The 15126-nt window shown below is 72.6% G+C and carries 15 protein-coding genes and 3 tRNA genes; 9 read left to right on the forward strand and 9 right to left on the reverse strand.

Annotation, left to right across the window (positions count from 1 at the left end; genetic code table 11):
* Positions 1-7 precede the first annotated feature (7 nt).
* The 9 genes from B6G06_RS08225 to B6G06_RS08265 form a co-directional block, all read right to left on the reverse strand.
* Positions 8-1465 carry a DEAD/DEAH box helicase gene (locus B6G06_RS08225; RefSeq protein ID WP_081171853.1) on the reverse strand — a complete coding sequence of 486 codons (1458 nt, stop codon included), beginning with the start codon at positions 1463-1465 and terminating at the stop codon, positions 8-10.
* Positions 1466-1729: 264 nt separating this feature from the next.
* On the reverse strand, positions 1730-2161 hold the full coding sequence (locus B6G06_RS08230) for a hypothetical protein (RefSeq protein ID WP_205635452.1): 432 nt from the start codon (positions 2159-2161) through the stop codon (positions 1730-1732).
* A 30-nt stretch (positions 2162-2191) separates the two neighbouring features.
* Positions 2192-3148 (reverse strand): AEC family transporter, encoded by a 957-nt coding sequence (locus tag B6G06_RS08235; protein WP_080462107.1) that lies wholly within the window; start codon positions 3146-3148, stop codon positions 2192-2194.
* Positions 3149-3177: 29 nt separating this feature from the next.
* Positions 3178-4146 carry an endonuclease/exonuclease/phosphatase family protein gene (locus B6G06_RS08240; RefSeq protein ID WP_081171854.1) on the reverse strand — a complete coding sequence of 323 codons (969 nt, stop codon included), beginning with the start codon at positions 4144-4146 and terminating at the stop codon, positions 3178-3180.
* Positions 4147-4157: 11 nt separating this feature from the next.
* Positions 4158-4661 carry a peptide-methionine (R)-S-oxide reductase MsrB gene (gene msrB / locus B6G06_RS08245; protein WP_167370994.1) on the reverse strand — a complete coding sequence of 168 codons (504 nt, stop codon included), beginning with the start codon at positions 4659-4661 and terminating at the stop codon, positions 4158-4160.
* 121 nt (positions 4662-4782) lie between these two features.
* Positions 4783-6081, reverse strand: a complete 1299-nt coding sequence (locus B6G06_RS08250; RefSeq protein ID WP_081171855.1) for a mechanosensitive ion channel family protein — start codon at positions 6079-6081, stop codon at positions 4783-4785.
* Between the two features lie 173 nt (positions 6082-6254).
* Positions 6255-6327: transfer RNA gene (locus tag B6G06_RS08255), tRNA-Phe, on the reverse strand.
* Between the two features lie 53 nt (positions 6328-6380).
* Positions 6381-6454 (reverse strand) — tRNA-Asp (locus B6G06_RS08260).
* Between the two features lie 52 nt (positions 6455-6506).
* A tRNA-Glu gene (locus B6G06_RS08265) sits at positions 6507-6579 on the reverse strand.
* A 129-nt stretch (positions 6580-6708) separates the two neighbouring features.
* Here B6G06_RS08265 and B6G06_RS08270 point away from each other — a divergent pair.
* The 9 genes from B6G06_RS08270 (at position 6709) to B6G06_RS08310 (ending at position 15020) form a co-directional block, all read left to right on the forward strand.
* Entirely contained in the window at positions 6709-7098 is a 390-nt protein-coding gene (locus tag B6G06_RS08270; protein WP_081172287.1) for a metallopeptidase family protein, read from the forward strand.
* A 70-nt stretch (positions 7099-7168) separates the two neighbouring features.
* Positions 7169-8452, forward strand: coding sequence for a glycoside hydrolase family 3 N-terminal domain-containing protein (locus B6G06_RS08275; protein ID WP_081171856.1), 1284 nt, complete (start codon positions 7169-7171; stop codon positions 8450-8452).
* A gap of 72 nt (positions 8453-8524) precedes the next feature.
* Positions 8525-10477, forward strand: coding sequence for an ABC transporter transmembrane domain-containing protein (locus B6G06_RS08280; protein WP_081171857.1), 1953 nt, complete (start codon positions 8525-8527; stop codon positions 10475-10477).
* The gene (locus B6G06_RS08285) at positions 10477-12213 is read left to right on the forward strand and encodes an ABC transporter ATP-binding protein (RefSeq protein WP_081171858.1); all 1737 of its coding nucleotides are present in this window, start codon (positions 10477-10479) and stop codon (positions 12211-12213) included. Before B6G06_RS08280 ends, B6G06_RS08285 begins: the two co-directional genes overlap by 1 nt.
* A gap of 150 nt (positions 12214-12363) precedes the next feature.
* Positions 12364-12846 carry a phage holin family protein gene (locus B6G06_RS08290; RefSeq protein ID WP_080462113.1) on the forward strand — a complete coding sequence of 161 codons (483 nt, stop codon included), beginning with the start codon at positions 12364-12366 and terminating at the stop codon, positions 12844-12846.
* 152 nt (positions 12847-12998) lie between these two features.
* Complete coding sequence (locus B6G06_RS10105) at positions 12999-13484, forward strand: hypothetical protein (protein WP_125898906.1); 486 nt, start codon at positions 12999-13001, stop codon at positions 13482-13484.
* Positions 13485-13495: 11 nt separating this feature from the next.
* The gene (locus B6G06_RS08300; RefSeq protein ID WP_080462115.1) at positions 13496-13837 is read left to right on the forward strand and encodes a DUF3618 domain-containing protein; all 342 of its coding nucleotides are present in this window, start codon (positions 13496-13498) and stop codon (positions 13835-13837) included.
* A 188-nt stretch (positions 13838-14025) separates the two neighbouring features.
* A complete protein-coding gene (locus B6G06_RS08305) occupies positions 14026-14262 on the forward strand; it encodes a DUF3073 domain-containing protein (protein ID WP_080462116.1) in 237 nt (78 codons plus the stop codon).
* 290 nt (positions 14263-14552) lie between these two features.
* The gene (locus tag B6G06_RS08310; protein WP_080462117.1) at positions 14553-15020 is read left to right on the forward strand and encodes a DUF3806 domain-containing protein; all 468 of its coding nucleotides are present in this window, start codon (positions 14553-14555) and stop codon (positions 15018-15020) included.
* Positions 15021-15126: the final 106 nt, after the last annotated feature.

Raw genomic sequence — 15126 nt, forward strand, 5'->3', positions numbered from 1 at the left:
GAGGAGGTCAGCGCCCCGGGCGACGGCCCCGGTGCGAGGAATGCTTCTGTCCTTGCTGCGCCTTCTGCCCGACCCCGGTGCGACGCCCGCCATGACGCGCCCCGTGGCGGGATCCGGCGAGGGAGGACCCACCGGCCCTGCGGCCGTGCGCGCCGCGGGCCGGCGCCTGGACGCCGGCGCTGGTGGGCCGGCCTCCCTTGATGGCGACGCCGTCGGGCATGTCCTCGGCGGCCACGCGCTCGGCCCGCTCGCCAACAAGTGCGGTGACGGCGTCGTCGTCGGGGCGCACGCGCTCCATCTCGGCCTTGATATGGGCCTTCTTGAGGAGCACCTGGACATCCTTGCGCTGCTCGGGCAGGACGAGGGTGACCACGGTTCCCGAGGCGCCCGCGCGGGCGGTGCGGCCCGAGCGGTGCAGGTAGGCCTTGTGCTCGGCGGGCGGATCGACATGGACGACGAGCTCGACGCCGCTGACGTCGATGCCGCGGGCGGCGATGTCCGTGGCGACCATGACGCGCACGGCCCCGGAGGTGAAGGCCCCCATGGCCCTCTCTCGGGCGCCCTGGCTCATGTTCCCCTGCAGCTCGACGGCCGGGATGCCGGCGCTCACGAGCTTGCGGGCCAGGCGGCGGGCGAGGTGCTTGGTGCGGGTGAAGAGGATCCGCTGGCCGGTGCCGGAGGCGAGGCGGGTGACGACGCCGTCCTTGGCGGTCCTGTCCGCCAGGAGCCACACCCGGTGATCCATGTCCGTCACCGGGGAGGAGGCGGGGTCGACGGCGTGCTGGAGGGGGTCGTGGAGGAACTCGCGGACGATGGCGTCGACGCCGTTGTCGAGGGTGGCGGAGAAGAGCATCCGCTGGCCGCCGGCGGGGGTGGCGCGCAGGATGCGGCGCACGCTGGGCAGGAAGCCGAGATCGGCCATATGGTCGGCCTCGTCGATGACGGTGATGCTGACCTCATCCAAGGAGCAGCGGCCCTGGGCGATGAGGTCGAGGAGCCGCCCGGGACAGGCCACGACGATGTCCACTCCCGCGCGCAGCGCCTTGACCTGGGGGTTCTGGTTGACGCCGCCGAAGATCGTGTTGACGGTCAAGTCGAGTGCCGCGGCCAGCGGCTTGATGGTCTCGGTGATCTGGAGGGCGAGTTCACGGGTGGGCGCCAGAACGAGGCCGATGGGATGGCCGGCGCGAGCGCAGTCCTCGTCGGCCAGGCGCTGGACAAGGGGCAGCGAGAAGGCGAGGGTCTTGCCGCTGCCGGTGCGCCCCCGGCCGAGGACGTCGCGGCCGGCGAGGGTGTCGGGCAGGGTCGCGGACTGGATGGGGAAGGGGGAGGCGAAGCCGCGCGCGGCGAGGTCGGCGATGAGGTCGGGGGCGATGCCGAGGTCGGCGAAAGTAGGGGCGGGAGCCTGGCGGGAGGCCGAAGCGGAGGAGGCGGGCGCGCTGGGGCGCTTGCGGGTGGCGGGCACGGGGGTCCTGTCTGGATCGGGGCGGCGCCGCGCCGGTGGGCGGGCGCAGCGCTGCGGGGTGCCGGTATCGGGGATCGACGGCGTCGCCAGCCCTCACGGGGCGTGGGGCGCCGGGGCACCAGCCTGGCCTCGGCATGCCGCCGGGCCGAGCGCCATCATCTCAGGCCCAGGGCCCGCCCCGCCATGACCCGCGCCGCTCAGCAGCCGACGAGGCCTGTGACGCCCGTCGCGCCCGCCACGCCTCGTACAGGAGCCTCAGGACGGTCATCCGTTGCTCTCAGGACCTCCCGGCGAGGGCGACGGCGAGACTGACGAGGACGAGGCCGGGGAGTTCCCCGATATCGGGCATCTGGCGCAGCATGACGATTCCCACGCCATCGAGGTCGCCGGCATGGGGGAGGCCAGGAGGCTGAGCGTGTCAGCACTCAGGCGCCCCAGGTTGATCTGGTCGAGGGCGCAGGGGATGACCGTCGAGAGCACCGCCAGGGCCGTCCCCGCTGAGCTGTAGGCCCCAGACGCCGTCGGAGCCGCCAGGGGCGTATAGAACAGCGCGCCTGCCGCCATCCCCGCCGCGAGCGCGTCGAGCCCCGCCGCCAGGGCCAGGAGCACGCCCGCCCGATGGGCGGGATCGGAGATATCCAGGCCCGCCACGGAGATCGAGGCGTAGAAGAGGACGGTCATCGTCGCCGTGGCCACGCCGAAGGAGGCCGCCGCTCCCAGCGCCCCTCAGCCCAGGATGGACGCCGCCAGGAGGACGACCGGCGCGAATCCGGCCGTGGTCAAGAGGACCGTGTCGCGAGCGAGGTCGGTGGCGCGCTCATAGCGCGAGGCATACATGAAGATGTTCTGCGCGGTGGGCAGGCAGGCCGTGGTGACGGGCACGAGCAGCACCTGGCCCCGCAGTCCCATGAGGCCGCCGACGGCGAGAGCGAGGAGCGGCGCGACGAGCAGCTTCCAGCCCACCGCGCACCACAGCGCCGGACCAGCGGGACCGGTCACCCTCCCGAGCGGCCCCATCCGGCGCTCGCGCTGCGAGTCGGCCAGGCTCAGCCCCAGGGAGAGCATCATGAGGGGGACCGCCATGCGGCCCAGCATGCCCAGGACCTCGGCAGGGCTCCCTCCTGCGATCCCGGCCGGCTCCCAGCCGGCCAGGTTGAGGACGGTTCCCGTCACCACGCCGATGAGCAGCGGGTTTCGCAGTGGCGCGGTGGCGCGCCGCAGGGCGGTCCGGCCCGACTTGCCGGTGATGACGTCGAGGATCGCGAAGGAGCCCGGGGTCAGGACAATGAGCTGGAGCAGCAGGATCGGGGCGATCGGTGTCACGTCGCCGACGACGAGGAGCGCCACCGGGATCCCCAGGTTCGCCGCGTTGACATAGCCCGAGGCCAGCGCCCCGATGAGGGCGTCGGCGGGGTTGCGCCCCAGTACCCACCGGTGCACTGCCCAGGCACCGGCGATCGTCAGCAGCTCGGCGATGATCGCGGCCAGCGCTCTGGCCGAGACGACGGCATCCAGGTCGGCGCCCGCCAATGTCGTCAGCATGAGGGCGGGGGTGGCGGCGAAGAAGGCCAGGCGGGTGAGCACGCGATCGGATCGGGGCGGGAGCGCGCCAGTGCGCCCGAGGACCCACCCGATCGTGATGACAACGGCGAAGATCGCCAGTCCGCTGATGATCCTCAGCATCGTCTCATCACGGTCTCAGCACGGCGCGCTCACGGGACCGGCTCGAGGTCGGCCCAGGCGCCCACATGATCGGAGACGACGAAGGCGCGGGTCCCCCAGGCGACCGCGCGCAGGAGGGGCGCACTCGGGGCCTGTGAGGATGCCTGCGCGTCCATGCCCGGCATCCCGTCGGCGCTCATGGGCCAGGGATCGGTGAGGAGGTGGTCGATGCGCTCGCGCGGCGCCCAGGCGGGGAAGGTCGGTCCCTCTCCCAGGGGGCGGGCCACCCCGGTGGCGGCGACGCCGCCCGGCCCCATGTTGAGATCTCCGGCCAGCAGTCGCGGCCCGGGCAGGGTGGTCAGAGTCGCCCAGGCGGCGGCGAGCTGCCGGGCGGCCATGCCGGTGCGCGTGGCCAGATGCGTGGAGGCCAGGGTGATCGAGTCGAACCCGCCATCCCCGGGGATATCGATCCGGGCGGCGAGCATGGTGCGGGCGGTGGAGGTCTCGAGGTGGTAGGAGCGGGGGCTCCAGGCGCGCTCGCCCCGTCGGCTGAGGGTGGCCGGGCCCCTGCCGAGGCGGCGCACGTGCCAGGAGCGCACGGGCAGGCGGGACAGGATCGCGTTGCCGAATCCGGCGGGCCCGCGGCCCCTGATCAGATGGACGGGGGCGAGGACATCATCCCAGGCGCGCTCCAGGGACGAGCGCAGCGGGCGGCGCCGCATGCCGACCACGGGCCCGGCCCAGGCGGCGGCGAAGCGGTGGTGCTCCCAACCGAGAAGGTGGGCGAGCTCTCCGGCCTGGTCGATACCGCCGGAGCGCCTCTGGCGCATGTCGACCTCCTGGAGGGCGACGATGTCGGGGGCGAGCGCGGCGATCTGGCCGGCAAGCGCCTCCAGCACGGTCCGTGCGGCGGCGGGGTCGGTGATATCGGCGCCCGCCAATGAGGCGGTGCCGCTGTCGTGCTCGGCCCCGGCGCCAGGCAGGCAGTGCTGGAGGTTGAGGCTGAGCACCCGGATCACGAGGACCGACTCTATGCCCGCCCGACGCGTCGAAGCCAGTGGCGCCGTCCTGCGTCCCCGTCCGCAGCGGCCTCGGACTCGCCGTCATCGCCATCGGAGGAACCACCGTCGGCCTCGAAGGTGAGGCTCACGGAGTTCATGCAGTAGCGCTGGCCGGTGGGCGTGTGAGGGGCGTCGTCGAAGACATGGCCGAGGTGGGAGTCGCAGGCGGCGCAGCGAACCTCGGTGCGAACCATACCGTGGGAGGTGTCGCGCAGGAGGGTGACCGCCTGGGAGTCGGCGGGGTCGTAGAAGGAGGGCCAGCCGCATCCGGACTCGAACTTGGTGGTCGAGCGGAAGAGCTCTGCCCCGCAGCCCCGGCACCGGTAGATGCCGACGCGCTTCTCATCCAGGAGGGCGCCGGTGAAGGCCCGCTCGGTGCCGGCCTCGCGCAGCACGTGGTACTCCATGGGGTCCAGGAGGGCGCGCCACTGGGCGTCGGTGCGGGCGATGGCCGCCGGGTCCAGGCGGGGGATGTCGGTTCCGGCCTCCTCGGCAGGAGTGCGGTCTGGTGCTGGCGTGGTCGGATTGCTCGTGGTGCTCACGGGCCCATGGTTGCCCGCCCGCGCCGATAGCGCGAGCCCGACGGCGCTGTTTTCACGATCCGGGAACCGCGCCATCCGCGGAGGCCGTCGGCTCCGAATCATCCGATCCGCCGTCGTCCTGGCCCGGGCCCTCGACGCCGGGCCCCTCCAGGTCGGCGACGGCGGACGCGCCCTGGGCCGACTCGATGCGGATACGGGTGCGCGGCAGGGCCTCAGGGGCCTCGCGCTGCAACCAGACGAGGATCTCCTCACGCACATGGGCGCGCAGATTGGCGACGTCGGTGGGGTTGCGCCCGGAGACGGCGATGCGCAGCATGACCGTCGCGGTGGAGGTGTCGAGGACGGAGAGGGAGGCCAGGCGCCCGTCCCACAGCGGTGTCCCGGCGACGACATGCGCGAGCTGGGCCCGGATCGCCTCGATGGGCGCGCGCCAGTCGAGAGCGAGGTCCACCGAGCCCGTGTACTGGGCGGAGCGGCGCGACCAGTTCTCGAAGGGGTTCTGGGTGAAGTGCGTGGAGGGGAGGATGAGGCGGCGGTCGTCCCAGGTCCGCATGACCACGTAGGTCAGCGTGATCTCCTCGATGACGCCCTGTTGATCCTTCTGGACGACGACGGTGTCCCCCACCCTCATGGCATCGGTGCTGGCCAACTGGATGCCGGCGAAGACATTGCTGAGGGCGGACTGGGCGGCGAGACCCATGACCACCGAGAGGATGCCCGCGGAGGCCAGGAGGGATCCCATGGCGACCCGGGCGGCGGGGAAGGTCATGATGACGCCGACCAGCCCGCAGATGATGATGATGGCCTTGGCGACGCGCCGCAGGATCTGGGCCTGGGTCGTCACCCGGTTGGTGCGCCCGGGCTCGCCGCGGGCGCGCACCCCCTCGACGACGAGCGCCTCGACGGCCTTGGTCAGGGAGACGACGAGGAGGGTCGACGCCGCGATGACGCCGATGAACAGGATGTGGAGGGCATCGCCGGTCCACGCGGGCGCATCACCGTCCCCGGCGGCGAACCGGCAGCCGAAGTAGCCGCCCAGGGCGCTCCCCAGGATGACCAGCGGCGTGCGGCAGTGCTTGACGAAATGCGTGTAGTAGCTGCGGCGCCGCGCCATGATGCGCAGGGCGAAGACGATGGCGACGGCGGTGAGCGCTCCCACCAGAGCGAACAGCAGGCCGGCCCCGGCGAGGGCCGCCACATTGAAGGTGGTCTCGACGGCGGCCTCGACGGTCCCGGGGGTGGCGGTGGCGCTCGGGGTGGGTGCGGCCGAGGGGTCGAGCGGGGGCGAGGGGATGGGGGTGGCCGACGGACTGGGGACAGGGGTTGGGGAGGGAACCGGCGGCGTAGTCATGAGTACAGCGTACTGAGGAGGATCGGGGTCGCCTCATGAGAGGATCGATGGAGGATGGCCGATGGGCCCTCCGGCGTCGCACCGACTGCCGCCACCGCCCGTGGCACGGGCTCGCGAATGCATGAGAATGCGCGAAACCCCTGGAGCCTTGTGAGTTCCAGGGGCTGTCGCCGTGGCTCCGACCGGCGTCGATCCGGTGACCTTTCGATTTTCAGTCGAACGCTCTACCAACTGAGCTACAGAGCCGTCGGGATGCGATCGGCCCGATCATCATCTGATTGATCGGGCCGACCCTTCCGCGACCTCGACGGGACTTGAACCCGCGACCTCCGCCGTGACAGGGCGGCGCGCTAACCAACTGCGCCACGAGGCCTCGTGCGGCACGAAGCCGGACTCTATTCGAGTTCTTCCACTCGCACGAGCCGTACCCCCAACGGGATTCGAACCCGTGCTACCGCCGTGAAAGGGCGGGGTCCTAGGCCGCTAGACGATGGGGGCCCAGATGCCCTTGGCGTCGCCGCGCCTCGAACCAGGTAGAACCTTAGGCGGCGCCGATGAGCTCGCGCAAATCGGCTGAGCGTGAGTCGTCTCACCACGGCGGAATAGCGACATGACACCATGGGCGCCATGGCACCAGCCCACCTGACCGCCGAGGAGTTCGAGGACGCCGTCGACGCCGGACTCGGCCTCATCCCCGACGCCCTCCTCGACCAGATCGACAACGCCGCCATCATCATCGAGGCCGAACCCGACGCCGAGCTCCTCACGCACGAGGACTACGATGACGACGGCCTGCCCACGCTCCTGGGCTACTACGACGGCGTCCCCCTGACCGAGCGCGACGAGGGCTGGTCCGGGGCCCTGCCGGACCGCATCCTCATCTTCTCCGGCCCCCTGGAGCGCTGGTGCAACAGCCGCGAGGAGCTGGTCGAGGAGATCGCCGTGACCGTCATCCACGAGATCGCCCACCATTTCGGCATCTCCGACGAGCGCCTCCACGAGCTCGGCTGGCAGTGAGCCCCGCCGCGCTCCGCCGCTCGCTGCCGCCCACTGCCCCATCCCGGCGCCATCCTCTAGGGTCCTGGGCATGACGTCCCTCGACCCGCGCCCCGCCCCCGCGGCACGTACCTGCTCAGCGGGATGGAAGCGCGTGGGCCGACGCCCCATGCTCTTGGCCGCCCTGCTCGGAACAGCGGGCCTGGCCGCCTGCGGCGAGGGCCCCTCGGACCCCGCGACGGCAGCGCCCGAGCACAGCCCGCCAGACGTCTCCTCCCCCGCCGAGACGACGTCGCCCGCCCAGGAGCCGGCCGCCGCGCCGTCGGGGACGACAACCCCCGACGACCCGCTCGCGGGCTGGTCCCTGGAGGAGAAGGTCGGCCAGCTCCTCATGGTGGGCGTGAACGCCACCACCCCCTCGCAGGCCGCCGAGGACGCCGTGACCGCCCACCATGCGGGCAATATCTTCCTGTCCGGCCGCTCGTCCGCCTCAGCGACCGAGATCGGTCGGACCGTCTCAGTGTTCACCGGGCTCACCGAGTCCTCCACCCACGGCGCCGCTATGCTCGTGGCCACCGACCAGGAGGGAGGGGATGTTCAGGTCCTGTCCGGGCCCGGGTTCTCCTCCATCCCATCGGGCGCCGAGCAGGCGGGGCAGTCGCGCGAGCAACTGGTCGCCTCCGCCACGGCCTGGGGCCAGGAGCTCGCGAGCGCCGGGGTCACGATGAACCTGGCGCCGGTCGCCGACCTCGTCGACATCGCCGCCCCCACCTCCAACGCCCCCATCGGCCAGTGGCACCGCGAGTACGGCCACGACGCCGCCACGGTGAGTTCCCAGGCGAGGGCCTTCGCCGAGGGGATGCGCGCCGCCGGCGTCATCCCCACCTTCAAGCACTTCCCCGGACTGGGCCGGGTCAAGGAGAACACGGACACCGCCTCCGGTGTCACCGACTCGGTGACTACGCGCAGCGGGGACCCCGCCGTCGCGATCTTCGGGGACGCGATCGCGGGCGGCGCCGAGGTCATCATGGTCTCCTCCGCCTACTATTCGCAGATCGACGCCGGCGCGCCCGCCGTCTTCTCCTCCACGATCGTCACGGACATGCTGCGCACCGAGATGGGCTTCACCGGCGTCATCATCACCGATGACGTCTCGGCCGCCGTCCAGGTGCAGGACTGGGGAGCGGGCGAGCGCGCGGTGAAAGCCGTGAGCGCGGGCTGCGACCTCGTCCTGGCCTCAGCCGATGCCTCGGTGGCGGCCGCCATGGCGACAGCGCTCGTCTCGGCAGCGCAGTCCGATCCGGCATTGGCGGCGCGGATCGACGAGTCGGCCCGGCGGATCCTGGCACTCAAGAGCGCCAAGCAGGGCGGATGACCAGGAGCCACTATCTCGCTCTCAGGGGAGGGCGGGTCATGGGGACGGGGTGACAGCTAGGCTCGGAGGATCATGCGATTCCTGCCCGTACCGGACGCGCCGCTGGCCACACCGCCCACGCGCTCCACCCGCGCCGTCCTGGCCTGGCTGCTGCGGCGCGCCGCAGCCCCCTTCGCCGTCGCCTGCGCGGCCTCCATCGTCGCCAATGTCATCCAGGCGATCGTCCCGGCGTTCCTCGGCGCCGCCCTCGACTCGGGGATCGAGCACGGCCTGACGCCGCGCATCTGGGCCCTCGCCCTGGGCCTGCTCGCCCTGTTCTGCGTCTACGCCGTCGGGGACACGATGCTGTCCTACTTCTCCACCCTCGTGCGCCTGCGCATTTCCTTCGACATCGACCGCCTCGTCGGCCGCCAGGTGACCACGACCGGCGCCGCCCTGGACCGCCAGACCTCCTCAGGCGAGGTCTCCTCGATCGTCGCCTCGGACTCGGACTCCATCGGCACCTTCTTCCAGCGCGCGGTCCCGGTCATCGGGGCGGCGGTCTCCTTCGCGGTCGTCGCCGTGCTCATGCTGCGCACCTCCCCGCTGCTGGGCACGATCGTCATCATCGGGATGCCGTTGACGGCGTGGATCGTCACCCTCGTCATCAAGCCCCTCCAGTCGCGCCAGTCGCGCCAGCGCGAGGCGCAGTCCGAGGTCACCACGATCACCACCGACACCGTCGCCGGATTGCGGATCCTGCGCGGCATCGGCGGGGAGGAGGTCTTCGCCGACCGCTACCGGCAGGCCTCTCAGGAGCTGCGGCGCCGGGGCGTGCAGGTCGCCGGAACCCAATCGATCCTCATGAGCCTGCAGGTCCTCCTCCCAGGGCTGTTCGTGGCCGCCATCGTGTGGGCCGCGGCCAGGCTGGCCATCGAGGGGGAGATCACCGCCGGGGAGCTCATCACCTTCTACGGCTACACCGCTTACCTGTCCTGGCCCCTCATGGTTTTCTCCTCCTCCGTCCAGGAGTACACGCGCGCCGTGGTGGGCGTGCGCCGCCTGCGCCGGCTCCTCGAGACCGCCCCCACCGCCGGGACCGCCGCCGAGCGCCAGCACCTGGAGCGCGACATGCGCTCCGCCGAGCCCGTGACCGGCCAGATCCACGACACCGCCTCCGGGGCCCGCTTCGCCCCCGGGCTCATGACGGCGATCGTCGCCCCCAACCCGGATATCTCCGCCGCCCTGGCCACCCGCCTGGGGCGTTTCAACGACGGCGCCTCCCCCGTCACCCTGGACGGCGTCGACCTGCGGGAGATGGGACTGGCCCGGGCGCGCGCGAGCATCGTCGTGGCGGGGGCCGAGGCCCAGCTCTTCACCGGGACGCTGCGCCAGGCCCTTTCCGGGCGGGACGCCCCCGACCCTGTTCCCGTGGGCCCGGCCGAGCTCGCCGCGGCGGAGGCCCGGAGGGCCGGGGTGGCCGACGTCGACCAGCAGGTCCGCCCGCAACCACGCCAGGCCGATGGCGACAACCGGCTCCTGGCCGCCCTGGAGGCCGCCGACGCGAACGACATCCTCACCTCCCTGCACGCCGGCCTCGCCGGGATGATCACGGAGAAGGGGCGCTCCCTGTCCGGCGGGCAGCGCCAGAGGGTCGCCCTGGCCCGCGCCCTGCTCACCGAGGCGCCCGCCCTCGTGCTCATCTCCCCGACCTCCGCCCTCGACTCCCATACCGAGGCGCGGGTGGCCCAGCGGATCCGCTCGGCGCGCGCCGGGCGCACCACGGTGGTGGCCACCGAGTCGCCGCTGGTCCTGGCAGTCTGCGATGAGGTCGTCCTCCTGGGCGAGGATGGCCGCGAGCGCGCTCGGGCCACCCACCGCGAGATGCTCTCGCGCGCGAGGGCAGGCGATGAGTCCGCACTGGCCTACCGGCGGATCGTCGCCCGAGCCACCGGCTCTGAGGACGCTCCCGACGGCAACGACGCGGGCGGCGCGGACGCGGCTCCCGCCGCGGCGTCCGAGCCCATCAGGGGGGTCGATCGCTGATGGCGCTCCCCCTGGCTCCCGGTCGCGTCGCCATGCGCAAGGCGCTGGGCATCATCTCCGCCTACCGCTGGCGCTTCGCCGGCGTCCTGGCCCTCCAGATCGCCGCGGTCCTGGCCACGCTCGTCGCCCCGCAGCTGCTGGGCCGGCTCGTCACCCGCGTCTCGCAGGGAACCGCGAGCGCCTCCTACGCGGACGGCGTCGTGGGGGCGATCGTCGTCGTCACGCTGCTGGGGGCGCTCATCAACCGCTACGCGCAGATGCACGCGCGCACTCTGGGCGAGTCGGTGTTCGCCGACCTGCGCGAGCGGATGATGACGCGGGTGGTCCACCTGCCCCTGTCCGCCGTCGAGTCCGCGGGCACCGGGGACCTCGTGGGCCGCACCACCAACGACATCTCCCGCATCGAGTTCCTCGTGAGGGTGGGGATCCCCCAGATCATGGTGTGCGTGGTGACGATCGTCTTCACGGTCCTGGCCGCCTTCACCGCCGATTGGCTGCTCGCCCTGGCCCTGGGCGTCATCGCGCCGCCCGTGTGGCTGACGATGCGCTGGTACCTGCGCCGCGCGGTGCCGGTCTACCGGGCGGACCTGGCCGCCGTCGCGCGCCTGAATGGGACGGTCTCGGAGACCGTCGAGCACGCCGAGACCGTGGATGCCCTGGCCCTGGGGGCGCGCCGTGAGGCGGCCCTGCGGGCCGATATCGCCGAGGCCTGGAGCCTGGAGGAGCTGGCCGCGCGCCTGCGCCTGGTCATGTTCCTCATCCTCGACATCGCCTGGCGCGCCCCGGTGGTCGTAGTCCTGCTGTGGGGCGGATTCCTGGCCTCACGCGGCTGGGTGGGCCTGGGGGAGATCACCACGGTGGCGCTGTACGCCATGGAGATCCGCAAGCCGATCGGCCAGCTCATGTTCTGGATCGACCTGCTGCAGGTGACCCAGGCGGCGCTGTCGCGGATCATGGGGGTGGAGGAGGTCCCGCCGGACCGCACCCCCACCGGCGAGGTCCCCCGGGGCAAGCGGATCGTTCTCGACGACGTCCGCTTCGCCTACCGCGAGGGCGTCGAGGTGCTCCACGGCATCTGCCTGGAGCTCGTGCCCGGGGAGAGACTCGCCGTCGTCGGCCCGTCCGGATCGGGCAAGTCAACACTGGGGCGGATGCTCGCGGGCATCAACCCGCCGACCTCGGGGACAGTGACCGTCGGCGGGGTGAGCCTGACCGACCTGACCGAGACCGAGCTGCGCGGGCACGTGGCCCTCGTGACGCAGGAGCACCACGTGTTCGTCGGCTCGATCGCGGACAACCTTCGCCTGGCGCGCCCGGACGCCGACGACGACACCCTGCGCCGGGCGCTGACCTCCATCGGGGCCGATGCCTGGGTGGATTCCCTTCCCGACGGGATGGGCACGCGCGTCGGCTCGGGCAACCTGGCGCTCACGCCGGCCCAGGCCCAGGAGGTGGCCCTGGCGCGGCTGGTCCTGCTCGACCCGCACACCCTCATCCTCGATGAGGCGACCTCCCTGCTGGACCCCGGCGCGGCCCGGCGCCTGGAGCGCGCGCTGTCCACCGCACTGGCCGGGCGCACGGTCATCGAGATCGCCCACCGGCTGTCGACCGCCCACGACGCCGACCGGATCGCCGTGGTCATGGAGGGCAGGATCACCGAGCTGGGCACGCATGACGAGCTCGTGGCGCTCGGCGGGGAGTACGCCTCCCTGTGGGAGACCTGGAGCCGCTCCTGAAGGACTAAGGACGATGGACCCTTTCCCCCTCGGCGCGGCGGCGCGGCGCCCATGCGTGCACGCGTCGCGCACCGCGCCGCGCGGTATGACATCCTGTGTGGAGCATTCGCGCACCGCGCCCGACCGCGCATCCGACCAGGAGGGTCAACCATGAGCGAGACTCCCACCACGCCGCCGCCACTGCCAGGCGCCCCCGGCTCCTACAGCCAGGGCGGCGCGCGCGGCCCCCAGCCGACGATCGGCGAGCTCATCGCCCGGATCTCGGAGAACATCTCCGGCCTCATCCAGGGGGAGATCGACCTGGCCAAGGCCAAGGGCAAGCGCATGGTCACGAACCTGGGGCTCGGCGCGGCGCTTCTCGGCGCGGCGGGTGTCCTCGCGCTGTTCGCCCTCGGGATCCTCCTGGGGGGGATCGTGCACCTGCTGGCGCTCGCGCTGCCTTTGTGGGCCGGCTACCTCATCGTGGCGCTCGTCCTGTTCATCATCGTCGCGATCCTGGCGCTCCTGGGCGTCAAGCGCCTCAAGAAGGGCCGCAGTGACGTCCCGGCGCCCCAGGAGGGCCTGCGCTCCAGTGCGGAGACCGTGAAGTCCGCCGTCGCCTCCGGCCTGAGGAAGGGAGGCGAGGCGCTATGAGCGCCCAGCCCGATTACGGCATCATGCCCGGCGGCCGGTCGGAAGCCGCGGGAGCGCCGGGAGCGACCGCGCGGTCGACGTCCCCCGCACCCCCCGCAGCGCGGGTTACGGCGTCGCAGCCCGACCGGCCCATGCCCTCGGCGGTCCCGCCGATGCCGCCGCACCCCGCCGCCCCTCGGGCGCACGCGCCCTGCTCCGATGCGGCGGAGGGCGCCCCCACCCGGCCCGAGGCGCCGTCCGCGCCGTCGAGCCCCGAGGAGATCCAGGTGGCGCTCAATGCCCGCCGCGCCGCCCTGGCCGCCGACGCCGAGGCCTTGGGCGAGCGCCTGGCGCCCGCCGCCGTTAAGGCCGTCGTGAGTCGGAGGGCATCGGCCGCCGTGACCGCCGCGCGCGGCTACGCCGAGGAGGCCGGCGCCCAGGCGCGCTCCTTCGTCGCCGCCCACCGGCACGACTCCCCCACCCAGGCCGCGAAGAGCGCCGCCATGCGCGTCAAGCGCTTCCTCGATGACGCGGCCGATGGCGATCCCCTCGCCCTGGGGGTCGTCTCTCTGGCCGGTATCGCCCTGGCCGGCGGCGGCGTCGCCAGTCTTGCCAGGCTCGCCCGAGCGGACCGGCGCCAGGCCTTCCCAGCGGAGTAACAGGAGCACCTATGAGCGAGCAGAGTGGGTCGGCGGCGCCGACCCCCGAGGAGATCGAGGCCCGACTGCGCGCGCAGCGCGAGGCCCTGGCGGGCAGCGTCGACGAGTTGGCGGCCCGCGTGGACCCCAGGGTCCAGGCGCGTGCCGCGGGCGAGGAGCTCAAGGAGCGGGCGCAGGAGACCGCCTCGGGCCTGCGCGAGCGGGCCGAATCCCTGAGGGACCGCGTCTCCGGGACCCTACACCGCGCCAGGGCCGGGGACGCCGAGGCGATCCGCTCCACCGCGACCGTCGCGGCGGTGACCGGCGGCACCATCGCCGCGGCCGTTGCACTGGGGCGCCTGCTGCGCCATTGACCCGGATTCCCGGCGATCGGGCCCGCGCCGGCGGGGCCCGGAAATCCCAACAGCCACGCCAGTCCCGCCCTCCGAGCGCCGAATGGTGCTCATGCTCGGTGACGATGTACGGTTGCCTCACGACACATTAGCCCATGCACGCGCGCGCCTTGAGCGCGCTCAGAGACACGTTGGAGGGGGTCGAGCCTATGGGGCGCGGCCGTCAGAAGGCCAAGGCGACCAAGGTCGCCCGCAAGCTCAAGTACTTCAGCCCGGAGACCGATTACGCGGCGCTCGAGCGCGAGCTCTCCACCGCATCGGGTCCTGAGGCCGACGACCAGATCGATTACGAAGCGCTCGCCTCCAAGTACGACATCCCGGACGAGGACGCCGAGTGGGATGCCCCCAGCGAGACGGCGCCCACCCACGGCACTCGGCGCCGCTGAGGCCGCCGCTGGCGCCCTGCCCCGCCGCGTCCTCGCGGGCGCTCCACTGAACGGCGCGCCGCCCCCGGCAGTCCCCGGGCGGTGGCGCCGGGGCGTTCTCCCTGTCAGTGCTCACGCAGCCCCCACCGCGCTCCCAGGTTCGTCACCCTACGGTTGACCCGCTCTTGAACAGCTCAAGAGTTGTCGCCCGCTCTCATGCGGGCGCTCCGAGCCGGTGCGCCCGCGCCTCATGCCCTGCCGGACGGGCCACGTCGGCTGAGAGCTCATCTCGACGAAGGGAGACACTGTCGATGGCACGCAAGGACGAAGCTCAGCCCAGCGAGTGCGGTGCCTCCGCGCCCCAGATCAGCCCTCTCAACGAGGCTGAGACCGCGTGGATCGACATGCTCGTGTCCCAGGCCGACCAGGCCGGGCTCATGACGTCACCAGCCGCGCTCCAGGAGTTCCTTGTGGCCGAGCGCGCCGCGTGGTCGTCGGTCGCCCCCGAGGAGCGGGAGGACCCGAACCCGACCGTCTCCATGATCGGCGCCGCCCTGGGCCAGATGCTCGTCAACCAGTGCGGCCTCTCCTGGGCCCTGGTGACCGACGAGTACGGGACCGATGCCGCGGTGGTCGGCGATCCCGGCCAGATCACCCTGTTCCCCATCAACGCCGTCGCCAAGCGCTGGACGGGGCAGAGCGAGGGGGACCTGGCCGACTACGTGGAAGGCGCCCGCCGGGCCATTGAGCGGCGCCGGCGCGCCGAGGCCACCGCCTAGCCGGGGGCGCCCCGCCCCACACAGGACTCTCGACGCCGGCAGCGTCGATCCCCTGACCCTGAGCAGCCGGTCCACCTCCTTGATGCGCGCGATCCCTGATCGCGCG

The sequence above is a fragment of the Actinomyces gaoshouyii genome (genome assembly GCF_002076915.1).
In the GTDB taxonomy this organism is placed as follows: Bacteria; Actinomycetota; Actinomycetes; order Actinomycetales; family Actinomycetaceae; genus Actinomyces; species Actinomyces gaoshouyii.